The sequence below is a fragment of the Methylocaldum sp. GT1TLB genome (assembly GCF_051027445.1).
Classification (GTDB): domain Bacteria; phylum Pseudomonadota; class Gammaproteobacteria; order Methylococcales; family Methylococcaceae; genus Methylocaldum.
In genome coordinates this window covers 2,232,498-2,258,548 of sequence record NZ_CP194898.1, presented here as the reverse complement: position 1 = coordinate 2,258,548, position 26,051 = coordinate 2,232,498, and the positions used below count along the sequence as shown (strand labels likewise).

The 26,051-nt window shown below is 59.1% G+C and carries 28 protein-coding genes; 8 read left to right on the top strand and 20 right to left on the bottom strand.

The features are described from left to right. The first annotated feature begins 199 nt into the window (after positions 1-199). Complete coding sequence (locus tag ACR2R1_RS09715; protein ID WP_280859364.1) at positions 200-574, top strand: GNAT family N-acetyltransferase; 375 nt, start codon at positions 200-202, stop codon at positions 572-574. A 174-nt stretch (positions 575-748) separates the two neighbouring features. Next, positions 749-1,192, top strand: coding sequence for a UPF0158 family protein (locus tag ACR2R1_RS09710; protein WP_156880664.1), 444 nt, complete (start codon positions 749-751; stop codon positions 1,190-1,192). A 142-nt stretch (positions 1,193-1,334) separates the two neighbouring features. Here ACR2R1_RS09710 and ACR2R1_RS09705 read toward each other — a convergent pair whose 3' ends face one another. The 10 genes from ACR2R1_RS09705 to ACR2R1_RS09660 form a co-directional block, all read right to left on the bottom strand. Then, positions 1,335-1,613 (bottom strand): hypothetical protein, encoded by a 279-nt coding sequence (locus ACR2R1_RS09705; protein WP_077729343.1) that lies wholly within the window; start codon positions 1,611-1,613, stop codon positions 1,335-1,337. A gap of 122 nt (positions 1,614-1,735) precedes the next feature. Beyond that, positions 1,736-2,845, bottom strand: a complete 1,110-nt coding sequence (locus tag ACR2R1_RS09700; protein ID WP_077729344.1) for a CgeB family protein — start codon at positions 2,843-2,845, stop codon at positions 1,736-1,738. Between the two features lie 2 nt (positions 2,846-2,847). After that, complete coding sequence (locus ACR2R1_RS09695; RefSeq protein ID WP_434113884.1) at positions 2,848-4,032, bottom strand: CgeB family protein; 1,185 nt, start codon at positions 4,030-4,032, stop codon at positions 2,848-2,850. Positions 4,033-4,043: 11 nt separating this feature from the next. Beyond that, complete coding sequence (locus ACR2R1_RS09690) at positions 4,044-5,180, bottom strand: glycosyltransferase family protein (protein WP_156880667.1); 1,137 nt, start codon at positions 5,178-5,180, stop codon at positions 4,044-4,046. Between the two features lie 21 nt (positions 5,181-5,201). After that, positions 5,202-6,362 carry a glycosyltransferase family 4 protein gene (locus ACR2R1_RS09685; protein ID WP_434113881.1) on the bottom strand — a complete coding sequence of 387 codons (1,161 nt, stop codon included), beginning with the start codon at positions 6,360-6,362 and terminating at the stop codon, positions 5,202-5,204. Further along, entirely contained in the window at positions 6,359-7,387 is a 1,029-nt protein-coding gene (locus ACR2R1_RS09680; protein ID WP_077729348.1) for a Gfo/Idh/MocA family protein, read from the bottom strand. The genes ACR2R1_RS09685 and ACR2R1_RS09680 overlap by 4 nt, the downstream gene beginning before the upstream one ends. Then, positions 7,384-8,391, bottom strand: coding sequence for a zinc-binding dehydrogenase (locus tag ACR2R1_RS09675; protein WP_208110112.1), 1,008 nt, complete (start codon positions 8,389-8,391; stop codon positions 7,384-7,386). Before ACR2R1_RS09675 ends, ACR2R1_RS09680 begins: the two co-directional genes overlap by 4 nt. Before the next feature lie 934 nt (positions 8,392-9,325). Then, positions 9,326-10,486: an NAD-dependent epimerase/dehydratase family protein gene (locus ACR2R1_RS09670; RefSeq protein ID WP_434113877.1), complete on the bottom strand. Its 1,161-nt coding sequence runs from the start codon at positions 10,484-10,486 to the stop codon at positions 9,326-9,328. Beyond that, a complete protein-coding gene (locus ACR2R1_RS09665; protein ID WP_133717402.1) occupies positions 10,483-11,598 on the bottom strand; it encodes an NAD-dependent epimerase/dehydratase family protein in 1,116 nt (371 codons plus the stop codon). The genes ACR2R1_RS09670 and ACR2R1_RS09665 overlap by 4 nt, the downstream gene beginning before the upstream one ends. Positions 11,599-11,712: 114 nt before the next feature. Further along, positions 11,713-12,705: an NAD-dependent epimerase/dehydratase family protein gene (locus tag ACR2R1_RS09660; protein ID WP_156880671.1), complete on the bottom strand. Its 993-nt coding sequence runs from the start codon at positions 12,703-12,705 to the stop codon at positions 11,713-11,715. A gap of 557 nt (positions 12,706-13,262) precedes the next feature. Between ACR2R1_RS09660 and ACR2R1_RS09655 the strand changes: the two genes are divergently transcribed. After that, a complete protein-coding gene (locus ACR2R1_RS09655; RefSeq protein WP_434113874.1) occupies positions 13,263-14,135 on the top strand; it encodes an SDR family oxidoreductase in 873 nt (290 codons plus the stop codon). Between the two features lie 289 nt (positions 14,136-14,424). On the opposite strand, the gene ACR2R1_RS09650 is transcribed toward ACR2R1_RS09655, so the two are convergent. From ACR2R1_RS09650 to ACR2R1_RS09605, 10 genes are all read right to left on the bottom strand, one after another. Beyond that, entirely contained in the window at positions 14,425-14,847 is a 423-nt protein-coding gene (locus tag ACR2R1_RS09650; RefSeq protein ID WP_205780699.1) for a CBS domain-containing protein, read from the bottom strand. 59 nt (positions 14,848-14,906) lie between these two features. Continuing rightward, a complete protein-coding gene (locus ACR2R1_RS09645; RefSeq protein WP_077729357.1) occupies positions 14,907-15,929 on the bottom strand; it encodes a YihY/virulence factor BrkB family protein in 1,023 nt (340 codons plus the stop codon). Between the two features lie 182 nt (positions 15,930-16,111). After that, positions 16,112-17,329, bottom strand: a complete 1,218-nt coding sequence (locus ACR2R1_RS09640) for a DUF3618 domain-containing protein (RefSeq protein ID WP_156880672.1) — start codon at positions 17,327-17,329, stop codon at positions 16,112-16,114. Between the two features lie 129 nt (positions 17,330-17,458). Then, the gene (locus ACR2R1_RS09635; protein ID WP_077729361.1) at positions 17,459-17,908 is read right to left on the bottom strand and encodes a DUF2383 domain-containing protein; all 450 of its coding nucleotides are present in this window, start codon (positions 17,906-17,908) and stop codon (positions 17,459-17,461) included. A gap of 48 nt (positions 17,909-17,956) precedes the next feature. Beyond that, complete coding sequence (locus ACR2R1_RS09630; protein ID WP_077729363.1) at positions 17,957-18,379, bottom strand: phage holin family protein; 423 nt, start codon at positions 18,377-18,379, stop codon at positions 17,957-17,959. Between the two features lie 91 nt (positions 18,380-18,470). Beyond that, on the bottom strand, positions 18,471-19,019 hold the full coding sequence (locus tag ACR2R1_RS09625) for a hypothetical protein (RefSeq protein WP_143735102.1): 549 nt from the start codon (positions 19,017-19,019) through the stop codon (positions 18,471-18,473). A gap of 530 nt (positions 19,020-19,549) precedes the next feature. Then, positions 19,550-20,581, bottom strand: a complete 1,032-nt coding sequence (locus tag ACR2R1_RS09620; protein ID WP_077729366.1) for an SDR family oxidoreductase — start codon at positions 20,579-20,581, stop codon at positions 19,550-19,552. A 136-nt stretch (positions 20,582-20,717) separates the two neighbouring features. Next, positions 20,718-21,158: a DUF2383 domain-containing protein gene (locus ACR2R1_RS09615; protein ID WP_077729367.1), complete on the bottom strand. Its 441-nt coding sequence runs from the start codon at positions 21,156-21,158 to the stop codon at positions 20,718-20,720. Between the two features lie 43 nt (positions 21,159-21,201). Further along, on the bottom strand, positions 21,202-21,720 hold the full coding sequence (locus ACR2R1_RS09610) for a hypothetical protein (protein ID WP_077729368.1): 519 nt from the start codon (positions 21,718-21,720) through the stop codon (positions 21,202-21,204). 231 nt (positions 21,721-21,951) lie between these two features. Next, entirely contained in the window at positions 21,952-22,143 is a 192-nt protein-coding gene (locus ACR2R1_RS09605) for a CsbD family protein (protein ID WP_077729369.1), read from the bottom strand. A 273-nt stretch (positions 22,144-22,416) separates the two neighbouring features. Here ACR2R1_RS09605 and ACR2R1_RS09600 point away from each other — a divergent pair, with 273 nt between their 5' ends. The 5 genes from ACR2R1_RS09600 (at position 22,417) to ACR2R1_RS09580 (ending at position 26,024) form a co-directional block, all read left to right on the top strand. Continuing rightward, entirely contained in the window at positions 22,417-22,575 is a 159-nt protein-coding gene (locus ACR2R1_RS09600; protein WP_077729371.1) for a DUF1674 domain-containing protein, read from the top strand. A 97-nt stretch (positions 22,576-22,672) separates the two neighbouring features. Further along, entirely contained in the window at positions 22,673-23,041 is a 369-nt protein-coding gene (gene sdhC, locus ACR2R1_RS09595; protein ID WP_077729372.1) for a succinate dehydrogenase, cytochrome b556 subunit, read from the top strand. A 20-nt stretch (positions 23,042-23,061) separates the two neighbouring features. Then, positions 23,062-23,442, top strand: coding sequence for a succinate dehydrogenase, hydrophobic membrane anchor protein (gene sdhD, locus ACR2R1_RS09590; RefSeq protein ID WP_210024001.1), 381 nt, complete (start codon positions 23,062-23,064; stop codon positions 23,440-23,442). A gap of 1 nt (position 23,443) precedes the next feature. Beyond that, positions 23,444-25,231, top strand: coding sequence for a succinate dehydrogenase flavoprotein subunit (gene sdhA, locus ACR2R1_RS09585; RefSeq protein WP_347258325.1), 1,788 nt, complete (start codon positions 23,444-23,446; stop codon positions 25,229-25,231). Positions 25,232-25,241: 10 nt separating this feature from the next. Then, positions 25,242-26,024, top strand: a complete 783-nt coding sequence (locus ACR2R1_RS09580; protein ID WP_347258324.1) for a succinate dehydrogenase iron-sulfur subunit — start codon at positions 25,242-25,244, stop codon at positions 26,022-26,024. Positions 26,025-26,051 lie beyond the last annotated feature (27 nt).

Sequence of the window (26,051 nt, the reverse complement as noted above, 5' to 3'; positions counted from 1 at the left end):
CTGAAACAGTCCGTAGGGCGGGTTAGGCGATAGCCGTAACCCGCCTTGCCGCGGAATCGGCGGCTATCGCCTAACCCGCCCTACGAGCTGACCCATTCACGATTGGGCTGTGTGGCATAAGCGGTGAACAATGGATTACGAACTTAGACCTGCTACTTCTGATGACTACGCATACTGTTACCGTCTCACCAAGAGGAACATGCATGATTTATTCTGTAAACACTGGGGAGGCTGGGTTTCAACCGAGTTCCGTAACGGATTCGTCGTTGAGAACATAACCATGGTGATCATTGCCGGTAAACGAGCTGGTTACCTCAGCGTAATCAAAGAACCCACATCGATTTACATCGACAACATCCAGTTATCCCCTGCCCGGCAGGGCCAAGGTATTGGCACAAAGCTCTTGAACCGTCTACTTGCTACTTATTCAAAGGTCAGCATTCGTCTTACGACCTTTGAAGACAATCCGGCCAAAAGGCTGTATGAGCGAATGGGGTTTGTCGTCGTAGAAAGAAATGGCATGACAGTTAAGATGGAAAAACAGCCTAACGAGGCGGTGCACCGGAGCTGCTAACGCGGCCCGATTACCGGTGACGTTAGCAAAACGGCCCACGCTTTGGTTATTCGCTTTGATTTTTTTACGCAAAATGACGAAGTTCACTTAGCTGAACCAAGCCGAAGTTAAAACAACAAAAGCTTGACCCAGTCACCAAGCGCCGATTGTTCGGCACATGAGGCCACGTACCATATGTCCATCGCAAAGCTCAGATACTCAGATCTCCTTGATGCCTTCGAATTCGTGAGTTCCGGCGCGCCCTTTGACAGCAGGGCCTTCATCGATCGGGACACCGGAACGATTCACTATTTGTCACCCGAGTTCGACTTCGAAGAAGAAGTTCCCGACGATCTCGAAACATCAGACAGGTACGTCGAAGTTCCTCACAAGCACGATCTGGACTTGGGGCATAACCTGGTATTGTCATTCGTAGAGCAAGAACTCCCCGGCGAATACGAAACCGTTTCCGAGTTTTTTCGAAAGAAAGGCGCTTACGGTCGCTTCAAAGATTTCTTGAATAGCCGAAACCAGCTTGAACGCTGGTACGAATACGAATCCCGCGAGACTGAAAAGGCGTTGCGCCTTTGGTGCGACGAAAACGCCGTCGAGCTCACCGATGATTCATCTGTGGCCTAACCTCTCGGTCAACCGGGCCGTCTGCTGGTTGCGCTTGCAGGTTCCCGCCGCCTTATCGGCTGCTGCCCGGTCCGGGATTCCAATTCCGCGCGGTGCGGCCGGCGACAAAGAAAGTATTTTCTTGCGTTCTACGGGGCGACGATCAGTCGCGCCGCACCAGCTTGAAAAAACGGCTTATCTCTCCGCTCTGGGTTCTTTCCTGATAAAGAAAAGCCAGCTTTTGCTCTTCGAACTTGTCGAAGAACGCCTCCCAGGAGATCCGCTCCAGCGTTTCACCGCCTTCGGTGAACCGGATGCGCAGGATGCCTGCTTCGTCGCCTTTGCCGGCGGTACCCTTAACGGTGGCGGGCCAGCCTCCCCGTTCTTCCACCCAGCGGCGAATCTCCTCGTGATTCGTCGTTTTTTTCGATTCGTGCGACATGACGACACCTCCTGGCATTGATCATTCGGTAATGAAGCCTTGCGGCGAGAACATTTTTTAGTTCGGTGTAGGGTGTGACGGTTTCGTATGCCGCCCGTTCCTGCACCCTAGTAAAAAACGTTCTAACCGTAGCTATGAATGATGCGGGGTCTAGGGAATCCCCCGCGTGCCCGGCGCACATGGTTTTCCAACTCTATGGCCCGATGAATCGAGGTATGGGCCGAAAGCACCTTGGCACGCGCCCGCTCGCCGATGCGGGTCCGTTCGGCATCCGAGGTCTCCTGGAGATGGCGCAGAACGTCCTCGGCGCGTTCGGCCACCAGAATTTCTTCACCGATCTTGAAGAAGCTGTTGAGACCTTGCCAACGATCCGAGATGACCGGCGTCCCGCAGGCGGCGGCTTCGAACAGGCGCACGCTGGGCGAGTATCCGGCGCGTACCATCTCGTGGCGGGTGACGTTCAGCGTGAAACGCTGCGAGGTATAGAAGCGCCGGTGAGCGGCGGGCGGCAAGTGTTCGATGCGGTGAACGTTCGGAGGCCAGGCTATCGTTTCCGGGTATTGCGCTCCGACGATCGCAAATCGCCCCTGTGCCCACTGACGCGCGGGTTTCAGCAGCAATTCCTCGACCGCCGGCTGCCGGTCTTCGCTGTAAGTGCCCATGTAGCCGAGGTCGTACTCGATGGGGCCGAAGTCTGAAGAATGTAGATCCGGGTCTACCGAGCAGTAGAGCGGTTCCACCCGTTGAGCGCGGTACGAGCGTTTGAGCCAGGACAGGAGCGGACCGCCGGTGAAGGATAGATAAAGCTCGTAGCGGGGGATTAGATCCGGGTGCAGATATTCACAATCGCCGTGCACCAGTTTAGCCAGCGTGATCGGCGTATCGATGTCGTAGAAAGCGGTAAGGCCGCGCGCCGTGGCGATCACCCATTGTCCGACCTCGACGCCGTCCGGAACGTACGAGCCGACGATGACCAGATCGGCTTGCGCCACCTCGTCGGTGAACCGATCTTTCAGTTCGTCAAGATCGGCATAAAGGCGGGTCGTGCCGTAAGGCGGGTTGGGCAGGTCGCGGTTTTTCGCATACCAGGGCTGGTCGCGTTCCAGAAACAGTACGCTATGGCCGCGCGCGCTCAAGCCGTGTACCAGCGCCCGATAAGTCGTGGCGTGGCCATTGCCCCAGGATGACGTAATCGAGAGTCCCAGTATGACGATGTTCAATGGCTCGGACATGATCAAGCTCCTGTGTGTGGGTTTAAGGAGGGGTTGAACCGATCGGGAAGAGAGTTCTCCTCAGCATTGGATCGAGGCGCGGGCGTATTGCTCGAAACGCCGCCATCCGCCAGTCCGGTCAGAATACGGTGGACCAGCGCCGCCCGGTGCGCATAGGTATGCTCCGCGATCACCCGCCGCATGGCGGCGGCGCCGATCGCCCGAGCACGTTCTTCGGACGTCGTTTCAAGATGCCGGACGACATCGTCCCCGGTCCGGGCAACCAGAATTTCCCGGCCGGGTTCCAGAAATTGCTCGATGCCCTCCCAGGCGTCGGTGACGATGCAGGCGCCGGCACCCGCCGCCTCGAATACTCGGGTGGCGGGGGAGTAGCCGAAGCGCGCCATGCTGCTGCGGTTGATGTTGAGGACCATGCGCGAGCTGCAATTGAACGCGTTGTGATCCTGGGCGTATACATGGCCGAGATAGCGGAGATTGGGGAGTTCCGGTATGTTGCATTCCCACCCGTTTCCGCCGAGCAGGAAATCGGCTTTCGGGAGTTTCGCCGCGGGACTGAAGAAGAATTCGTGCACCCGCGTTTCCCGGTCCGGGAGGCGGTTTCCGAGAAATCCCAAAGTGGCGGCAAACCGGGGATCCGGTGTCACGGGATAATGAATGGCCGGGTCCAGCGCGTTGTAGACCGGCACGCAACCGCGTGCGCCCAATGTCCGGTAGGCTTCCACGACGGGCGGTCCGCCGCCGTAGGTCAGAATCAGGTCGTAATGGGGAATCAGGGTACGGAACGGATCGTTGGGATTCTGGTGAACCCGCTCCAAGGTGGCCGGGGCATCGACGTCCCAATAGATGACCATTCGGTTTGGCGCCCGAAGGCCCGGGATTTCGCGTTCCAGCCAGTCGTCGAACACGCCGACGCCGCTTGCCTTGACCAGGATATCCGCCTGCCGGGCGGCTTCCAGCGCTTTCGAAACGCCCTGTTCCGTGGCGGGATAAACCACGACGTTGGCCCAGGTCGGATTGGCCATATCGCGATGCTGCTGCCGCTCGAAGGCATCCGGCTCGTAGAAGGTGGTGCGGTACCCCAGCACGCTCAAGGCGCGAATCAGTCCGCGGTAGTACGTGGCCGCGCCGTTCCAGTAGGACGAGACCAGACTGGAGCCGAAGAATGCGACTTGCGGCCGGTGTTTCATGAAGACGTCTCCTATGTGACAGCGGGTTCTTTCCTCGATTTGTGTTCCGCGGAGCGGGACAGGCGCAGTTCGCGGCAGATGTCCAACAGCTCGTCGATTCGGTGCGCGCAGGTGTGGCGTCTGAGTATGGTGGCGCGTCCCTGCGCGGCCAGACTCTGCGCGAATTTGCGGTCGTGCAGAACCGCTGCGACGGCTTCCTCCATTTCGTGACGGGTGCGGGCGACCAGGAAATCCCGGCCGGGCGTAAACAAGCCCTCGACATCGTCCCAGGGCGCGCTGACCAGCGGAATGCCGCAGGCCAGCGCTTCGAAGGGGCGTATCGTGGGTATGCCCGGCAGCGCCCTGCGATAAGGCCGCCGCGGAATGTGTACCGTCACCTTGAAACGGGCGAACATTCGGGGAACCTCATAATTCGGCAGCCATCCGCCGTATTCGATTCCGGCGTCGGACAAGACGTCGAGCGCCCGTGCCGGGTAGCGCACGCCGTAAATGCGCGTCCTCAGCTTGAGCGTCTTGACCGGATCGATGAGAAATTCCTTGAGCTCGCGGGTGCGCTCGTCGTCGCCCCAGTTGCCTATCCAGATCAAATCTCCTTCGTCGGGCTCGCGCGGCATCGGACGGAATACGCGGGTATCGGCGGCCTCGTGCCAGGTCCAGGCCCGCGAGGCCCAGCCCCGGTCCAAATAGATGTCGCGCAGTACCTTGCCGAAGGCCAGCACCCCGTCGTAGTGTTCCAGATCGTATCGGGCGATCGATTCGGGATCGGTCACCGCCCGATGATGGGTGTCGTGGAACAGCAAGACGTAGTGCCCCGATCGGGCGCGATGGCGTCCGATCTTTTTGACCAAAGCGGGATCGTTCCACTCATGCACGATGACCACGTCGGCATCCGCCAGAACGGCGCCGATGTCGATATCGTCGACGTTATAAAAGCGGCTGAGCAGCTGTGGATAGGCCTCGAAAAAGCCCATCAGCGAGCCGGGAAGCCGCTCGGCGCGGAGGTTCTGAAGACTCCAGCCGTCGGTCGGTTCGTAAACCTCGACGCGGTGGCCGCGCTGCAGCAGTTCGGTGGCGATGCCCCGCAGGAAATGGGCATTGCCGTGGTTCCAGTCGGAGATCAGAGAGTGATAGAAGAGGACAAATTTCATTCTAAGATTCCATTGTTTTAGTTAGACGTGGTGATCGGGTCGCACCGGCGCTCCCGGCGATGCCGTTTGCGAGTGAAAAGAGACGTTCGTCGTCTTGCCGGCCCGGCGTTTGGTCGTCCGTCGGTCGGCGATCAGATCGTGATAAGCATTCCAGTACGCGGCGGCCATCCGTTCCGGCGTGAACCAGGCCGCTCTGATCCGGGCCTTGGCCGCCCAGTCGTGCCGCAGGTCCGGCCGGTCGATCAGTTCCTGAAGCGTCGAGCGGAGTTGCTCGGTATCGTTCGGCGATACGAACAAGGCAGCGTCCTGCCAGATTTCGCGAAGGCTGGGGATGTCGCCGAGCACCAGGGCGCATCCCGCCGAGGCCGCTTCCAGCGCCGATAAACCGAATGGTTCGTAGCGGGCGGGCAGGGCGTAGATAGCGGCATGGGCGAACCAGTTCGCGAGTTGCTCGGGAGAAAGCCGCCCGAGGCAATGGGTGTCCGCGAAGTCGGACGTTCCGCCGTCGGGATGTCGGGCTTCGCCGGCGATGTAGACGGGCCATGACAGGCGCGGGGCGATTCGGGCGAGAGCGGCGATATTCTTGGCCGGGTCCCATAATCGGCCGGCCGAGAGGATAAAGGGCTTTTTGTTGCTCTCGGGCTGGCCGGCGCGCCCATTGGAGATCACGCGGGCTGTCGGCAAAGGACCGTACAGCCTGCGCAATTCGGCGAGCATGGCCGCGGTCGGTGCGACCAGGCAGTCCGCCGCCCGCAGCCCGGTTCGAACGACGTCCCGATAGCGGTCCAGGCGCTTCGGCGCCGGCTCGCCGTATACCGCTTGCCACCACGACAGCACGCAGGAGTGGCCGACCATCAGGACCGGAGCCGGCCAGGCCAGATGGCCGTGGGGGTAATCGTTCAAATGAATCAGCGACGGATTGGCGTCCTTCGCCAGCTTCAGCAGCCACCGGCCGGCTGCTTCGAGATCCTCCCAGGGATCGTCCATCCAGACCAGTTTGTAGCGGCTCTCGGCCACCCGGACATGGTGAAGGGCCGCGGCTTCGCGCCGCTGTTCGGCGGACAGGAGGGCGCCCATCGTGGCCAGCACGATGTCCGCCCCGAAAGCTTCCAATCCGCGGGCCAGCTCCAGCGCGTACCGCCAGACGCCTCCGATCGTGTCGGCCGTCATGAGGATTTTCATCGTCCGTAGATCCTGTCGAGTACGGTTGCGATTTCGACGAACTGCCGGGCTTCCGGGGCGAAGCGCCCTTCTTGGCCGAGCCTCCGTGTCCAATCGATGAGCGCCCTCCCGCCCCAGGGGTCGGGAGGGCTGGCGACGGCTTCGCGCCGGGTTCCGTGGAAGCGTTCGACGATGAAGTCGTAGAAGGAGCCGTCGACATTGCGGAGCGCGGCCCCGCCCCCGGTGCCGTGGAAAGAGAAATCGATCGCCGCATCGCGGCCGGCCGAAAGCCGCCAGGAACAGGCGATGCGAGCGACGGCGCCGCCTCGGAATCCGATCTCCGCGACGGCATAGTCTTCGATCTCGGCAGCCGGTTTTGCCAGGAGCCTCCCGCGGGCGTACAGGCGGCTGACGACCTCGGTGACGTCCGGAAAATCCAGCATCCACAGCGCCAGATCCACGAGGTGGACGCCCAGATCCATGACGCAGCCGCCGCCCGCCAGGGCGAGGTCGTAGAACCACGGCTTGTCCGGGCCATAGGCGTTGTGGAAGGTCAGGTCCACGGCATAGATTTCGCCCAGATCGCCCCGGCGGATGGCGTCGCGAATTTCCGCCATGCCGCGTACGTAGCGGTAGCTCAAATCCACGCCCAACAGCCTGTCCGCACGGCGCGCCGCATCGACGATGCTTCGCGTTTCCTGCCGGGTCCTGGCCAGCGGTTTTTGGCAGAACACCGCAAGGCCTCTTTCGAGAGCGGCCATCGCTTGCCGGGCGTGAGCGGCGCTGGGCGTGGCAATGACTATTCCGTCCACAGAGTTCTCGAAGAGGCTCTCCGGACGTTCGCTCAGGGCGGCTCCGGGCGCGAGGTGCGACGCTTCCTTCAGGGCTTCCGGGGACGGATCGGCGAGGGCGACGATCTCGGCGCAACCCTCCTCCGCCAGGGCGGCCATCCGGTTGCGGCCGATCCAGCCGACGCCGAGAAAGCCCAGCCGCGGACGGTTCGGCCGAACTTCCGTAGTCGCGTTTTGTACCGGAGTCGCGCTCATAGCAGCACCACCGCCTTCAGAAAGCCGTCCGGGCGCGACCGCATCAGCTCGAAAGCCTGGGGCAGCTCCTTGAGGGCGAATCGGTGGGTGTAAAGCGGCGACGGATCGATGCGTCCGGTGGCCACAGCCGCGATCGCGGCGTGCAGACCGTCGGCGTATCGCTGCGGGTCGCGTTCGTGGGCGTTGATGACGTCCAGGCCGCGCCAGTTCCACAATTGCATGTTCACCTGGCGCGGCCCGTCCTGATGGTAGCCGGCGATCACCAAGCGACCCCGTACTCGGGTCAATTCGGTGGCCAGATCCAGGGTGTACTGTTCTCCCCCGACCTCGATCACGCAGTCGCAGCCGACATCCCCGGTCAGTGCTTTGACGCGGTCGACGGCAGCCTGAAAATCACCGATCGACAGGGTTTCGTCGGCGCCTTGGCGGCGTGCGACATCGAGCGCGTAGGGACGGCGGGACAGTGCGATCACGCGGGCTCCGGCCTTGGCCGACAGGCCGACGAGCAGGGCGCCCAGAAAGCCGATGCCGACGATGGCGACCGTTTCTCCGGACTTGATGCCGCTGCGGTGAAACACGTTCATCGCGCAAGCCAGGGGTTCGCCTGGGAAGATCTGGTCGTCGAGCACGGCGGGAAGAGGAATGGCGGCGCCGGCTTCGACCAGATCGTATCCGGCGTAGGCGTGATAGGACAAAACCGCTACCCGAGTGCCCACCGCCGGACGCTCGACGTCCGCGCCCACTGCCTCGACGCGGCCCCAGCCTTCGTGTCCGGGGGCGCCGGGCGGGAAGGGGTAGTCGAACCAGGGGCGTCCTTCCCAGACCGGAAGATTCGAACCGCAGACGCCGCAGCCTTCCAGCTTGACGCGCACCTGCCCAGGACCCGGTGGGGGCACCGAGACGGGCATTACTCGAAGGTCCTTCGGTCCTCTGAAAACCGCCGCCAAGCAGCGAATCTGGGCGACGGTTGCCTGTAAGGGAGCTTGTTCCGTTGCCGGTCTCACGCGTTGATGTCCTCCTTGTGCTCAGCCATCCGTGCTGAGATTGTCCCGTTCCGGAAGCGGGCATCGGCCGGCAAGAGATCAGATGTTCATGCTGCTGACCGCTTCGCTATCGTTCCCTGTTTAAGCACTCTCGGATTCCACGCATCGGTCGGATTCCAAGGGGTGTCCAGTGCTAACTGTCGTGTTATTAACCCGGCCTATAAATATAGGCCGGGTTAATCCGGGGCAGGGATGCCCCGGCGCGGCGACAAGCCGCGTGAGCCCAGGCCGGGCGTGTACCGGCCTGGGCGGCGGCCCGAAATACCAGGAGGGTATTTACGGGCCTGATTAATAAGTAAAGCTTTGAAAAAAGCCATCTCCCTCTGACCAAAGGTATCTACACAAGTCCGCAAAACCGTCATTCCGGCAGGGAAGGGTTGCGACTAAAGCAACCGTTTGCGATTGGATGCCGGAATCCAGAACACATGGATGTGAGAGGCCGTTGCCGTCCTTAGCCTCTGGACTCCGGCAATCCATGCCGGGGTGACGATTTGTACAGATACCTCTACTCTCCGGGAGAGGGTTGGGCGAGGACCCTTTAAGTCAGTCAATTACGCAAGTTTTTTACTCCGAACAGAGATTTACCGCGCGTAAATAAAGTTGCGTAAAGTTAAGCCCTATTCAACTCACCCGCACCCTAGCCCAATCACTCCGCAAATCCCCGATGCGGAGCCGCAAGCGGATCTCGCGCGTGCACCCGTTCGCCGGGAGCGAACGGGAACGTGCGAAGCACGGCCCGAAGGGCGAGCCTCAGGGATGAGGCGAGTAAATCGGCCTCGCCACGCTGTCCAGCTTCGCTCGCGAGTCCGGGGCAGCCCATCCCAGGCCTGCCCGCTCGTCGCGTTGCGCCTCGCCCTGCCGATTTTTCCCAGAGGGAGAGGGAGTGTTTGTGGCTTTACTTTCCCGGCCATTCGTAATCAAAGCTTCCTTTTAGTCCCTTCGACCGCACTGCCGCTGTCTTGCCGGGGTTGTACCGCGTCTTTTGGTCCGAGTACATTAGTAACCATTCGTATGTCGCCGCCACCCCGTCGTGCACGGCGGTTTCCGGTCGCCAGCCGATGGCGCGGTCCAGCTTGCGGATGTCGGAGACGTAGTACTTCTGATCGCCGGTGCGCCACGGCGCGAATGCCAGCTCAGGCCGGCGGCCGTGCAGTTCCTCGATGAGGTCCACCAGTTCGATCAGGCTGGTCGTCCTGGCCGGTCCGCCGCCGACATTGAAGGCCTGTCCGCGCAGCCGGCCGATGTTGTCTCCGGCGAGCCGCAAGGCTCTTACCAAGTCTTCGACGAACAGCACATCCCGGACCTGAAGGCCATCGCCGTAGATGGTAATCGGCCGATCCTGCAAGGCTCGAATCAGAAAGTGAGCCACCCAACCCTGGTCCTCGGTGCCGTACTGGTGCGGCCCGTAGATGCAGCTCATGCGGAACACGGCCGTAGGCAGCCCGTAGCTGCGCGCATAGTCGAGGACGTATTGGTCGGCTCCGCCTTTCGAGCATCCATAGGGGCTGTGAAAATCCAGGGGCCGGTCTTCGCCGACACCGTTTCGGGCGGTTTCCTCGTCGCGCGGCATATAGCGATCGCCCTGGCGGCGTACGCCGAGATCGCCGAGATCGCCGTACACCTTGTTGGTCGAGGTGTAAACCAGCGGCGGCGGATTCTGGGCCGAGCGCAAGCCTTCGAGTATGTTGAGCGTGCCGCGGAGGTTTACCTCGAAATCGGCGGCCGGATTTTCGATGCTGGTGGTGACCGCCACCTGCGCGGCGAAGTGGAATACCTGCCGGGCCCGGTGCACGGCGTTCCGGACCGCGTGAAAATCCCGGATATCGGCGATGTCGACCTGGACCCGGTTACCATGGGTGGAGCGGAGCCACTCGAGATTGCGCTCGACGCCCGGCCGGCCCAGATTGTCGAAGATCAGCACCGGAATGCCGTCGTCGAGCAGACGATCCGCGAGATTGGTCCCGACGAACCCCGCTCCGCCGGTGATCAGCACCGGCCTCAGGTCGTTTCCGGTAAAACCTTGCTTCGGATTCAACGGTTGGTGCTTGTCGGTCATAGCCGCAGTCCCCGCTGCGAAAGTTCCTCGTTCGCCGCCTCGAACCGGTCGAAAGCGGGCTGGGTTTGCAGCCATTCCGCCAGTTCGGCCATGCCGTCTTCCAGCTCGATACGGGGGCGATAGCCGAGGATGTTTTGGGCCTCGCCGATATCGGCGAAGCAGTGGCGGATATCGCCGACCCGGTATTGCTCGGTGATTACCGGCCGAATCTCTTCCCTGCCGAGCAACCGACCCATCTGCTCGGCAATCTCGCGCACCGTATAGCTGCGGCCGCTGCCGACATTGAGTGCCCGACCGGCGGCCTCGTCGCGCTCGAGCGCGAGCACACAGGCCTGCACCACGTCCCGGATATTCACGAAATCGCGTCTTTGTTCGCCGTCCTCGAAGATCGACGGGCTGTTGCCGTTGAGATAACGCGAGGCGAAGATGGCGAGCACGCCGGTGTAAGGGTTGGACAAGGCCTGCCGGGTCCCGTAAACGTTGAAGAAGCGGAGCGCGACGGCCGGAATGTTGTAGGCTTGGCCGACCAGCAGGCATAAACGCTCCTGGTCGTATTTCGACAAGGCGTAGACCGACGCGGGCGAGGTCGTCTTCGATTCCGGCGTGGGCAGGGGTTGCAGCGGATTGCCGTTATTGTCGGTCAGTTCCCACTGGCCGTGCTGAAGCTGCGTCAGCGGCCGTTCCGGGGGGGCGCAGGTCTGACCACTGGTGGTCCGGTAAAGTCCTTCGCCGTAAACGCTCATACTGGACGCCACGGCCAGCTTTTTCACCGGTTGTTCGATCAGAGATTGCAGCAGCACGGCGGTGCCGCGGTTATTGATATCGGTGTATCGCTCGATCTGATACATGCTTTGGCCCACACCGACCGCGGCGGCAAAGTGGAACACGGCATCCACGTTCCGTAGCGCCTCTCGGACTGCGCCGGCATCGCACACGTCGCCGTGCATGAATTCGACCGCGGGATTGAGGTATTGCGGCGGCTGTCGGTTATCGCCGTGGACTTGCTCGCTGAGAGTGTCGAGCACCCGGACCCGGTAGCCTTGGTCGATCAACCCATCGGCAAGGTGCGAGCCGATGAACCCTGCTCCTCCGGTAATCAAGATCCTTTCCATGGTCACTCCTGTCGATCCATCGTTTCGGTGATGCTCCGGTGTCGTCGAGGCGTGTTGTCGGCAAAGGATTGCCGACCTACGAACCCGTATCGCCGGCCGGGGGCCGGAACGGAATCAGCTTCCGGTCATGGCTTTCGAGGACGTATGTCCCTTCGCCGTCAATGTGCTCTCGAAATAGTCTATGGTGCGTTTTAAGCCGTCGACGAGAGACGTGGATGGCGTCCAGCCGAGTTTTTCGCGGGCGTGGCTGATGTCCGGACAGCGCCGGATGGGATCGTCCACCGGCAGCGGCCGGAAGGTGATTTTCGAACGCGAGCCGGTCAGATCGATGATAGTGTCGGCCAGTTCGAGCATGGTGATTTCGGCCGGGTTGCCCAGATTGAGGGGGCCCGGCACATCGTCGGACGTCGCCATGAAGCGCTGCATCGCCTCGATCAAGTCGTCGACATAGCAGAAGGAACGCGTCTGGTTGCCGTCGCCATATATGGTCAGCGGACGGTTTCTCAGCGCTTGCCCGATCAGGTTCGGAACCACGCGGCCGTCGTTGAGCCGCATATAGGGTCCGTAGGTATTGAAGATGCGGCCGACTTTGACGCGCACCGTGTGCTGCCGGTAATAGTTGAGAAACAAGGTTTCGGCGCAGCGTTTGCCCTCGTCGTAACAGGCCCGCGGCCCCACGGGGTTGACCGAGCCGCGATAAGCTTCATGTTGAGGATGGGTTTCCGGATCGCCGTAAACTTCGCTGGTCGACGCCTGGAATATCTTGGCTTTCGAGTAACGGGCCATTTCCAGGAGATTGAACGAGCCCTGCACGCAGGTCTTCAAGGTGTGGACCGGATCGGCCTGATAGTGGACCGGCGAGGCGGAGCAGGCGAGGTTATAGATTTCGTCTACGTTTTCGACGTGCAGCGGCAGGGTAATGTCCTGATTGATGATTTCCAAAGCACCCAGATCCTTGAGTCCGAGGAGAATCTCCTTGCCTCCGGTTCGAAAGTTGTCGATGCAGGTGACCGCATGACCTTGCATAAGCAACCAGCGGCAGAGATTCGTTCCCAGAAACCCGGCTCCGCCGGTCACGACAACGTGTTTCCTTCCACTCTCTGTCATATCCATGATCTCCGCTTTTAGAGTGCATCCTTGACGTTCTTGGACGAATGACCTGCCGACTTCGGGATCAGCGGACCGTGTTGCGGATTTGCCTTATGCGTCGTTGTTCATTCCGGTAGCACACGGCTGTGCTCGATACTGTTCGGCAGCGGATAAACCCACCGCAGCAGTTGCTTAATTGGGCAGCAAAAGGCGTCGCATTCCTTGCGGTCTGTTTATGGTTTGACTGGGTAACTGAAAGCTTGCGGATGACCCTTCCCTGCTGAAAGCTTAAAACTATCCATGTCCCAGGCGTATTACCGGCTACTGATATTTTGGTCCGTGCTGTTTGTCAAAAGTTCAATGACATCTAAGTTGATGCTCGACTTCGGTAGCGGCAGTGTCTATCGGTCGTGCGTTTCGTCACCGGGATATCTATCGCCATGATCTATCGACGGTCTTCGCCGAAATGCCGGATAAACAAGCGACGCTCGGAGTCGAATATTTACATTTGAGGTTGATGTTCTCGGTTTGAGTCCGGGCGAACACGGGCCGATATCAGGCAAAGGAGCAAGCGTATGACGGGCGAGTTGCAAGAACCGAAACCGCCGTTTCCGGAACAACATCTGGAGCGGCCGGAGCTGGAATCCAAGCTGGAGCCCCGGCCAAGATATTCGGCCCCTCTTTACAAAGGGGCGGGCAAGCTCAAGGACAAGGTCGCGCTGGTGACGGGGGGAGATTCGGGAATAGGCCGGTCCGTCGCCGTGCTGTTCGCTCGGGAGGGAGCGGATGTCGCCATCGTTTATCACGAGGCGCATTCGGACGCCGAGGAAACCAAGCAGGCGGTCGAAGCGGAAGGGCGTAAGGCTCTCGTCATTTGCGGCGACATCAAGAACTCGTTGTTTTGTCGACAGGCGGTGGAAAGAACCGTTCAGTCGTTCGGCAAACTGAACATTCTGGTGAATAACGCAGCCTATCAGAAACACTGCGACAGCCTCGCCGAGATTTCCGAGGAGCAGTGGGATCTGACGTTCAAGACCAACATCTACGGTTATTTCCATATGACCAAGGCGGCGCTGCCTCACCTCAAGGGCGGCGATGCCATCATCAACACCGGATCGATCACCGGTCTGGAAGGCAATGCCGGGCTTCTGGATTACTCGGCGACCAAAGGCGCGATCATCGCCTTCACCAAGTCGCTGGCGCAGAATCTGGCGGAATCGCGGATCCGGGTGAATTGCGTCGCTCCGGGGCCGGTTTGGACGCCTCTGAATCCCGCCGATCAGCCGGCCGAAAAAGTCGCCAAATTCGGCATGCAGACCAAGTTTCAGCGACCGGCCCAGCCCGAGGAAATATCGCCGGCTTACGTGTATTTCGCGTCCGAGGCGGATTCGAGTTACGTGACGGGCGAAGTGCTGACCTTATTGGGAGGGAATGTTCGCGCCGGTTGAGTTAATGCGGTCTTCACGCCGGTCTCGCGCCATGCACTGGAAAACGTCCCGCCTATTCAAAAGGCAGGCCGAACCGAGTGGTCGTCGGTCGGCCATCGTTTGCCGAGCAATTCGTGATGTCGGGAAAGGATTCCCGACCTACCCGGAGTGATTGCCTGAGTTCGTAGGTCGGCAATCCTTTGCCGACTGCAATGTCGGGAACGGGGCGACTCGAGGTCCGTTTGCTATCGATCCGGCGATACCGACCTTGAATCCAACGGCATCGCCCTCCGTGCTTCGACGGGTCGCTTTAGGGCGCGGCGGAAATCGCCCTGACCAAGTCCCCTACCTTGGAGGTGTCTATGCTCGTGGCCAAGTCGCCTTGGCTCACGACGCCGACCAGCTTGTGCTCCTCGATGACCGGCAAGCGCCTGACTTTATGGTCGATCATCTTGCGCAGCGCATCGTCGATGGAGTCACTGGCATGGACCATGACGGGAGTGCCCTGAGCGACTTCGCCCGCGGTAGTCGTTGAAGGATCCCGATCTGCGGCCAGAACCTTCACCACGATGTCGCGGTCCGTCAGCATGCCCTTGAGGCGCTTGTCGTCGCCGCAAATAGGGAGTGAGCCGATGTCGAGCAGTTCCATTCGCTTCGCGGCTTCGATGATGGTTTCGTGCTCGCCGATGCACTCGGCGCCCTTGGTCATAACATCTCGTACCTGTTTGTTCATACCGTTTTCCTGCGCTCCAGTGATTGACCGGACGTGAGTCGCCGCTGCGAATGCAGGCCTCATCGTCTCGGATGTTGCCTCGAATCGTCCGTGTTGTCCCTTCCTTTGTCCCCATAGGCTTTGCCGATGGTGTCGGCCACGTATGCACGACGTTCGCCCAAAGGCTCGGGTTCGCCTATGGTGGTGTCCTCCTTGGTTTGATGCTCCATTTCGGCGTTGAGCTCGGCGCCCAGGAGCACCACGTAAGCCGTGAGGTAAAACCAAGTGAGCAGAATGACGATGGCGCCGACCGAACCGTAGGTTTCGTTGTAGTTTCCGAAATTGGACACATAAAAAGAAAACAGCCCCGAACCGATCAGCCACAACACTACCGCCAGCACGGCACCGGGGCTGATCCATTGCCAGCGGGGCGCATTGCGGCAAGGGCCGTAATGGTAGACGACGGCCAAACCGAAGATGAAAGCCAGCGCCAGAAGCGGCCAACGCAGGAGAGAAAACAGGAATGACAGAAATCCGCGGAGGCCGGTAAAGCTCAGAAAAGCAGGCAAGCCGGCAATGAGGCCTATGGCGACCAGGGCGAAGAGGATTCCGCCGAAGGTGAAGGCTAGAGCCAGGCCGTTCAATTTCAAGAAGCTCCTTTTCTCCTGCTCGTTGTAGACGATGTTCAGCGCGGTGATCAGGGAGGTGATGCCCTTTGTAGCGCTCCAGATCGCCACCGCTAAACCGATGAGGACACTTAAGCTCAGCGCTGTGTTGGCATGACTGGCGATGTCGTTCAACTGCCGGCTCAGCAGCGCATGGGCCTCCGCAGGGACGATGTTCGCCAGCGCTTCGATCTCTTTCTGAACGTCGGCGGGATCGGCGACCAGACCGTACAGGCCGATCATTGCCGCCAAGGCGGGGAAGATCGCCAGCAGGGCATAGAACGCTACGCCGGCCGCGACGATCGAAATATTGTCGTGGACGACCTCGTTCTTGACACGGTAGGCAATGTCCCGCCAGCCTGCGAGCGGGATATCCCAAGGACGCACTGCCGAGCGGCCTCGGTCGTTGTAAGCGGAAGCGTCAGTCGATGTGGGCATTGGGAAGACCTCCCTGACTGATTCGGGAAAAGCGATTTCCGGCGCGGAGACGGCATCGACTGTGCAATCTCGACGCCGTCGTTCATGGCGCGCGCCGTCGTCGCTTTTTATGCGAATTCGCCATGACGCGTCGAGCGCGCCATGGCGTTTTTCCAATGATTAACCGGCTTGAGGACCGTCGCTTACGGCGTGTTCGGAGACTCGTAGCCGGGTCCTCGGCTCATGGAGCCGGACATCCGGCGATCGGGCATGCCGTGCCGCCGCTCTCCGGCAGGCGGTACTCGCGTGACGTTTCCGATCGTCTCGGCCAAGAATCCCTTGCGGCGGTCGCTTACGCCTCCGCGGCGCTCGCCCATCGGTGGCACGCCTTTCATGGATTCGGCGGCGGCTGCCTCACCTCCCGTGGCTCGTGTAACTCCGCCCATACCTTCGGTGGTCGTACCGCCGGCCGTGGTGCCTACCACCGTAGTTCCACCGGTGCCGATGCCGGTTTCGCCGCTTTCCATGCCATGAAGTATTTCGCCCGAACTCGAGCCAGCCGTAATCGGGCTGCTCTCGGCTTCGGTCGGACCCTCGTGCATCGGGCCGGCGGTAGCCGGTTCGCGTTCGGCTTCGACGGCGCCCTCATGCATGATTTCCCGGCCGGTTTCGCGAGCTTGACGCGCCAATCGGTCTCTCGTCTCTCCCATCATTTCGTCTTCCATGCGTGTGCGGGGCACGGCGGCACCGAGCGCCGCTCCGATGGCGATCCCCAACACGCCCAGGACCAAGGGTTGTTCCTGAACGATGTGCTGATACTGGTCTTGGGCCGCATGGCCGAGTCGTACCGCCTGATCCTGCGCTCTGTGAGAGACTTCTCCGGCTTTTTCGCGGACGCTGCTCATGGTGTCGCCGACGGAGTGCCGAACATGGCTCGCCTTTTCGCCGAGCGTTTCCCGGACATGGCCGACGGTCTCCGATACTCTGCCTTTGGCGTGTCCAAGCTTTTCGCTCATGGCGCCTTCGCCCTTGGTTCCGCCCATGCCGTGGGAAACGGACCGTTCTATCTCGCCATGGCTGCTATGCAGACTTTCCATGCCGTGAGAAGGCTTCATGAGCCCAGAAACGGATCGGCCGCCTTTGCCTTTGGTTCGGCCCGACAGCGCCAGCCAAGCGAGCCCGGCGCCGAGCAGAGTCATCGGAATCGGATTTTCCTTGACGACAGTCCCGGCACTGGTGCCGAACCGTCGCAAATTTTCGTTTATCTGCTTCTCGTCCAGATAGTTCAAGGCTTGATCCAGGAGCTGTCCGGGCGAAAATCGCTCTTGAATCGTGTCCAGAGTCTCCGCCATCTGGCTTCGTGTCCGTTCGATATCGGTTTCGATTTGTTCGGGACTTCTGGTCTCGTCATATGTAGCCATAACATTCTCCACTATGCTTGCTAGAGAGCACCCGTCCCAGTCGTAGCCTGGGGGGACGCTCTTTAGAACTATGCTGATAGGATGTCCTCAAAACAGTCGGACTACCCATTAATCGCCATCGAAATACGGTCACATCAGTGTCAATCGCTCTTCGATCCAGGCCCGGTGCCTCCGTTCGTCCGCCAGATTGCGCTCCAGCAGCGGACGGGCTTGAGGCAAGATATCGGTCCGCTGGAGTGCCTGGCTGTACGCCTGGTTGGTGTCGTCCTCATTGGATTTCATGGCCTGGAGAATGCCTTTATCGCCGGCAATGTTGCCGATGATGACCTTGCCTTGCGTCAAAACGGCTTTGAAGTCGGCCTCGGTAGGCGGCATTTGGCCAAGATCGCGTACGATGCGACTCAGTTCCTGGATATGGCGCTGGTGATCGCTCATGAATTCACCGAGCCGATCACCGACGGCACCATCGTCGATCCTTTTAATGGCGGCTTCGTATGCGGCGACGGCATCGAAGTCGAGCTCGATCAAATTGCAGAGCGTTTCGATGAAGGATTCCTCATTTCCGATTAGGGTAGGCATATGGTTCCTCGCTCGTCCGAGCGGTTCTCTTTTCTTAACGATGACGAGTTACTTGATATGCTCACGCAAAACTTCCGAATCTCTGCGGAGTGACTCGCCGGACTTCTTTGGCATCAAGTTTTTCGCCTTGAGATTGCTGCGGCCTTTTTGCAGCAATACCAAGCCGATGATGAGAACGATCGATCCGACGATCAGCGGCGACAGCCACGGGTTGTCGACAGCGACGGCTCCCATGATGTCGTTGAGGGCGGCGACCGCTGCGAGCAAGAGAGTCAAAAACCCTGCAAACACGATCGCACCGCCCACCGTCAGCGAGCCGACCCCGGCACCTGCTTCCGACACTTTCTCGGAAAGCTCCGCCTTCATCAATTGTCCCTCTTGACGGACGAGAGTCGACAACTCCCGCGTAAAGTCCGTTAGGAGTCCGGCAAGCGAAGAATCCTTCTTGCCTGTAACTTCATCTGGTTGCATGACAGCACTCCTCTCATAAATGGTTGTGCCGGCGCCTTTGACGCCGGATGTTTCGCGTGTCGGATATGTAGCCCTTTCGGAATCGGAAACCTCAGTGGGTATATCGGGTTTCGGTTCCCACGCGCTCCGTGGAGCCATGCGCCGGCTCGGTTTCTCTCCGTTCTGCCGAGCTCTTGAGAAATCGTGAAAGCATGAAACCCACGAGTACGCTTCCACCGAAGAAGACCCCCGGATTTCGGCGGGCGAAGTCCTCCGTCTTTCTCATCATGGTGCGAAGATCTCCTTCGCGAATGGTATCGACCATTCTGTCGAGAGCTCCCGCCGCACGATCGACATAGCGGGCGGTCGTACCTTGTTCCCGCTCGTTCAACTGTTGAGCGGTTCGATGCAAGGCCTCCGCCATGCCGCCGACTTCCGAGGCCGCGGCGTTGCGCTGACCCCTGAACAATGATTCACCTCTTTGCTTGGCTTCTTCCTTCAGCCGTTGCATTTCGTGCTTGATTTCGCCGGCTACTTCCTTGGCTTCGGTCTTAATATCCGACGAACGCATTTCCGCGCTGCCTGTGGTACCCATTCCAGTACCGGACTGAGTCGAGGAGGCAGGTTTGGTGCTATCTAAATCAGTATCTACGTTAGCCATGACATCACCTCGCCTTCTGATGGTTGATAATTGACAAATTATTCTTCGAGATACCAGGAAAAAACAGTCGTATTAATTCGTATTCTTAGTTAAAAATCATGGTTTTCCGATAAACTAGAACTGCTGGTATATTCCTTTTGGCAAATCGATCTAAATACCTTGACGATCTGTGAGAAGGTAAATAAGACCAGGTTATGAATGTTTTTAAGAAGATGGTCTAAAGCGGCTGGCGAATACGTACTTGAAGGGTGATATGGAATAGTATAAGAACGAATATATTGCCCTTATGAACAACAGGCGGCCTGTTGTTTTGTCTCTTGTCTACAACAAGTTGGGAAAAAGACTAAAAATACAAAGCTAAGTTGCCGATCTCCAATGATGGTTAAACCGAGGCCCGCCTCGATACCGAGTCTTGATATAGGTTTAAGACCATTGATAGGGATTGAATATCCCTGATGTCGAGGTAACGATGGCTCGTACGTGCGGACATCTATTTCCGAATGAGACCCCGCCTCCGGGAGAGGTTCAGGCTATTTATCGGGATTCGGTAGAACGTTGCCGGCTTCGGCAGTTCGTGGTGTCGAGCGTCTGGAGGAGTTCAGGTAAAGCGCCGCGCCAAGACCGGCGAGCAGGGCCAAGGTGCCCGCAGTCCAGGCCGTCTTTCGATAGCGTTGTTGATGGGGTTCCAGCCAGCCGCCGCGCACGGTGTCGAATTCGGGCATGGGTTCGAAAAGGTTTCCGGGCGAATCCGGTCCGGGCCGGTCTTGAAAGTGACGTCGCTCCACCTTTCTTGCCACCATCCGTTCCGCCAGCGGCGGCGCAAGATTCCACATGGCGATCATGCGCCCCGCGTTGCCCACGGTGACCTCCCTCTTCGGATGGCGAATCGTCTCCAAGATCGCCTCCGCTACGTCTTCGGGCGCATAAACCGGCGGCATCGCCTGAACCGCTTTTCCGGAGTAGTTGGCGGCATGTTGGAACAACGGGGTATCGATGGTTGCAGGCAGAATGGTGCACACGTGAATGTCGGGCGTATCGCGAAGCTCCATGCGCAAGCTTTCCGAGAATCCGGTGATGGCGAACTTGCTGGCGACATACGCGCTGGCATACGGCGCCGCCACTTTCCCCACTACCGACGCCACGTTGACCAATACACCGTAACCTTGCTTGTGGAAATAGGGCAGAACCGCCCGTGCACCGTGAACATAACCGAAGAAGTTGGTTTCGATGACGCGTCTAAATGCATCCGCAGGCGCGTCCTCGAACCGGGACAGCATGGTAACGGCGGCATCGTTGACCCACACGTCGATTCGCCCGTAAGTCTCGATGGCACGGCGCGCCAATTGCCTGACTTGCTCTTCGTCGGTGACGTCGGTCCTTACCGCCAACGCGCGTCCGCCGATTTGCTCGCATTCCCGCACCACTTCGTGCAATACGTCCGCTTGGCGGGCCGCCAGCACGACCGTTCCATGCTGTTCGGCGACCTTCATCGCCGTCGCTCTGCCGATGCCGCTGGACGCTCCGGTAATGACGATCACGGAGTCGGCAATATTCAATCGCATGGAAACGTCCTCTCATTCCAGCCGGGCACCGACTCGAAGATCGGTATAAATCGCCGAAACAAACGAGGCGCGGTGGACAGAGCGCCGCAGCGAGATTCCCTCTCTATCGGCTCTCTGCGGCCGCGCCGCAACAGGATCAGGTGGTCCCGATGAGCCTGTTCAGAACGTTGAGGTGTTGCTGTTGTCTCGGCAACAGCGTGGTTTGAATCAAGTTTCGGACATCGGCCGGAATATCCGCATCCAGCAGGGCTTCCTGGTAATCCTGAATACCGTTTTCCTCTCCTTGGCGGAGGGCGGTGAGAGCCGCCTTATCACCCAATAATTTGGCGCCGCCCATGACCATTTTGGACCAGGTTCCCCAGGCTCCGGAGTCCTCCGTGGGTTTGCCTCCGGACTGAATGATCCGCTCCCTGAGCTTGTTGGCGGAGTCTCGATGATCTTCGCAAATCGAAGAAATCTGCTGCACTTCTCCAACCTGCGGCTCATTACGCAATTTATCCAGAGCCTGTTGATAGGTTTCGACGGCGGATATTTCGTCTCGCAATAGGGTATTAAGTTTGGATTCGTCCCATGGCATATACGTCTCCTGATGTTTGCTCCGAAGCGAAGTTGTCCGCTGGTTAGGTGACGCTCGCTTCTCCGCTCACTGCGATGTCTTCCGCATTAGCCTGTTCGAAAATCTCTTTGGCTTTGGACCTTTGGTGGCTGTCAGTGGTATGCACGGAAATCAGAATGTTCCCGCTCTTGATCTTGCCCTCGTAACGTTTGGCTTCGTACTCCGGAATTCCCATGCCGACCAGAGCTCCGATGATTCCTCCGGTTGCTCCGCCGATAGCTGCGCCGGTCAGTGCCGCCGCGATAGGTCCGGCAGCGATAAAGGGGCCGACACCAGGTATTGCAATAGTGCCGATTTCTGCAAGCCAACCGAGCACGGCACCCACGCCCATGCCTGCGACTCCTCCGGCGGTAGCTCCCTCCGGTGCCTTGGTGTGCTGCTCGTGGGCGAAATCTTTGGTCGTGGACTTATCGGGAAAAAGGACGGAGATATCGTTGTTTGAAAATCCCGAGGATCTCAAACGATCGATAATCAACTCGGCTTGTTCTCTCGTCTTGGCGACACAAAATACGGCTTTTTCCATGTCAATCTCCTTATGAAAATTGCGTGATTAGAATATATTGACGCAAGAAGATACCGAAATGGCTTGAGTTATATCTTGAATTTATCAGCAAAAGGTAACTACCTTAAAAGCGGCAATGCCCCACTTATTCTATTCAAGTAGTCGACGCGCTAACTGACGGTACATCCCTGATTGATGGCGCTCGAGGAGCGTGGAAAGACGGCGTTACCGTCAGCTAGCCAAGTATTCGATTTACATCTTCATACCTTCTACTTGCCTTTCCGCTTCTTCACGGGCTATCCCGTATCTTTCCTGAATCTTGCCTATCAGTTTTTCTCTTTCGCCATTAATCTCGTCGAGCTCATCGTCGGTCAACCGACCCCATTGAGCTTTAATCGTGCCTTTGACTTGTTTCCAGTTTCCTTTGACTTGATCCCAGTTCATGACATTTCTCCAAATATTCGCCATCGACAAAGCATCTGCCCTGACTGGCTCATAACGTTGCGTACATATACGTATTGACGAAATATGTACCTTTCTTCGACCGTATTTATTCCACCGGTCGAAAGTTTGTAAAAGTTCGACAAAACCTCTCGCGAAAGATTCCTTACTGATAATATTTTCGGACGCCAGCCGCGAAGAGTGTCGCGAACGGCTTGTGATCACTTCCCTGCCAAGGTATAAAAGCCATAAAACAGGCTTCGGAGGAGTTGTGTCATGACTGAGGAACTCAAGTCCTCAAACAGCGATCAAGAATTGGAGAATGGGCAAGCGACAAAATCCGAATCGCAAGCTGCTCCGCGCAAGGACGCAGAGCGCCCAGAGCCTACCCGCTACGGAGATTGGGAAAAGGACGGACGGTGTATCGATTTTTAGTTTCCATGCACGCGGTTCTCGGCGCGTCCGGCAAAGATTGCTGGGCGCAGGTTTGCCATCGCAGCCAGGAACAAGACCCTAGGTGTTTCGCCAAGTTATGAGTGAGCGTCCGCTGTCGCCCCATCTTCAGATTTACCGCTTGCCGCTGACCGCGGTCTTGTCGATCACGCATCGAATAACCGGAGTGTTATTAAGCGTCGGCCTGGTTTTTTGGGCAGTGTGCCTGATGGCCGTCGCCGAGGGAGAGGCTCAGTTCGCCTGGATACAAGCCGTTCTGCGCTCGTTGCCGGGGCAATTACTGTTGTGGGCCTGGCTTTTTTCTTTGTTCTTTCATTTTTCCCATGGCGTCAGACATCTGATCTGGGACACCGGGCACGGTTTCGATCGTGACACTTTGGATCGGTATGCTTATTTGGAGTTGGTCGCTGCGGTGTTGCTGACCCTGGGGTTATTCCTACTCACATGATCACGATTTTCTAAGGGCCCATGAACTATCGATCACCGCTTGCCCGTGCCCGGGGACTCGGCTCGGCCAAACAGGGAACTCATGAATGGTGGCGGCAGCGGGTGACCTCTATCGCGCTGATTCCTCTGATATTTTGGCTTGCGCCCGTAGTCGTTTCGCTGCCTCATGCCGATTACGAGCAAGTCGTTCGGTGGATAGCGACGCCTTGGAACAGTATCTTCCTGTTGTCTTTCATCATTCTGGTCTTCTATCACGCCACGCTGGGGTTGCAGGTGGTGATGGAGGATTACATTCATACCGAATGGCTGAAAATGCTCAGCATTCTGGGCATGAAGCTGGTTTTTTCCTTTCTGGCGTTGGCGTCGCTCTATGCAACGCTGCGCGTCGTATTCATGGGGTAGCATGACCAAGGCCTACGAGATCATTCGCCATACCTATGACGCCGTGGTTGTCGGAGCCGGCGGCGCGGGTTTGCGCGCGGCGCTGGGACTGGGCGAAAAAGGTCTGAAAACGGCGTGCCTTACCAAGGTCTTTCCGACACGCAGCCACACCGTGGCGGCTCAGGGCGGCATCAGCGCCGCATTGGGCAACATGGGCGAGGACGATTGGCGCTGGCATATGTACGACACGGTGAAGGGGTCCGACTGGCTAGGCGATCAGGACGCGATCGAATACATGTGCCGCGAGGCGATTCCCGCCGTCATCGAGTTGGAGCATTACGGCGTCCCTTTTTCGCGTACCGAGAACGGCAAGATTTATCAGCGCGCTTTCGGCGGCATGACCACCCATTTCGGGAAGGGCTCCGCCCAGCGCACCTGCGCGGCGGCGGACTTTACCGGCCACGCCATTCTCCATACGCTCTACCAGCAATCGCTCAGGCACAAGGTGGAGTTCTTCACCGAATACGTCACTCTGGATCTCATCATGGACGAGGGCGAATGCCGCGGGGTGCTCGCATGGCGCCTGGATGACGGAACCTTGCACCTGTTCCGCTCGCACATGACGATCCTCGCAACCGGCGGTTACGGGCGTTGCTACTTCTCCTGCACGTCCTCGCACACCACGACCGGAGACGGCAACGCCATGGTCCTGCGAGCCGGATTGCCGCTCCAGGACATGGAATTCGTGCAGTTCCATCCCACCGGGATCTACGGAGCCGGCTGCCTGGTCACCGAAGGCGTGAGAGGCGAGGGCGGTTATCTCACCAATTCCGAAGGCGAGCGTTTCATGGAGCGCTACGCGCCCCACGCCAAGGACCTGGCCTCGCGCGACGTGGTGAGCCGCGCCATGACACGGGAAATCCTGGAGGGGCGGGGTGTCGGGCCGGACAAGGATCACATCTACCTGCATCTTGAACATGTCGATCCTGCGGTAGTCGAAGAAAGGCTGCCCGGCATCAGCCAGACCGTCATGATCTTCGCCGGCGTGGATGTTACGAAGGCGCCGATTCCGGTCATTCCGACCGTCCATTACAACATGGGCGGCATTCCCACCAATTACAAGTGTGAAGTGGTCACGCTGAAGGACGGCAACCCCGAGACGCCGGTGCCCGGCTTGATGGCGATCGGCGAGGCGGCTTGCGTGTCCGTGCACGGGGCGAACCGGCTCGGGTCCAATTCCCTGCTGGATCTGGTCGTGTTCGGGCGGGCGGCGGCATTGCGTTGTGCCGAGCTGATCCAGCCCAAGCGGCTCCACAAACCGCTTCCGCCGGATGCTTACGATCCGGCGCTGGCCCGCTTCGACCGGCTGCGCTACGCCAAGGGCTCGCGGAAAACCGCGGACATCCGCCTGGCGATGCAGAGGAGCATGCAGAGCCATGCGGGCGTATTCCGGACGGGCGAGGTGCTGCAGGAAGGCGTCGACCAGTTGAAAGGCGTCATGGATTCCTTTCAGGATGTGCGCGTTTCGGATCGTTCGCTCATTTGGAATACCGATCTGGTCGAAACCCTGGAGCTCGAGAATCTTCTCGCCCAGGCCATGGTGACCATCGCCGGAGCGCTCAACCGCGAAGAGAGCCGGGGAGGGCATACCCGTGAGGACTTTCCCGAACGGGACGACGAAAACTGGCTGAAACACTCGCTGCTGTGGCTCGATGAGCGTCACAATGTCCGTATCGATTATCGTCCGGTCCACCTGTACACCCTGACCGACGAGGTCGAAGTCATTCAGCCGCAAAAGCGGGTGTACTAGAGTAAAGGTTATGGGGCTTTTTTCACTACCCAAGAATTCTACGGTCAAACCCGGCAAGGTATATTCGGCGCCCGAGGGCGCCACCAATGTCAGGCGATTCGAAATCTACCGCTACGATCCCGAGTCCGGAGAAAATCCGCGCCTCGACGTTTTCGAGGTCGATCTGGATCGCTGCGGGCCGATGGTTCTCGACGCCATCATCAAGATCAAGAACGAGATCGACAGCACGCTGGCGTTCCGCCGCTCCTGCCGGGAAGGCGTGTGCGGTTCGTGCGCCATGAACATCGACGGACACAACACCCTGGCTTGCACCATGGCGATCGCCGATTGCCGCGAGGTGATAAGAATTTACCCTCTGCCGCATCAGCCGGTGATCAAGGATCTGGTGCCCGATCAAACCCACTTTTTCGCCCAATATGCCTCGATTCGGCCGTGGATTCAGACTCAAACGCCGCCGCCGGCCGATCGGGAGCGTCTTCAGAGCAAGGAGGAGCGAAACCGGCTCACAGGCTATTACGAGTGCATATTGTGCGCATGCTGCTCGACGGCTTGTCCCAGTTACTGGTGGAACAGCGAACGCTACCTGGGGCCTGCGGTTTTGCTGCAAGCCTATCGGTGGATCGTGGACAGCCGGGACGAGAACACCGGCGAGCGGCTGGACGAATTGGAAGATCCGTTCAAGCTGTATCGTTGCCACACCATCATGAACTGCACGCATGTCTGTCCGAAATATCTGAATCCAGCCAAGGCCATCGCCGAAATCAAGAAGCTCTTGATCGAGCGGCAGCGTTGAGAGAGGGTGAAAAAAACGTGGCGAGCG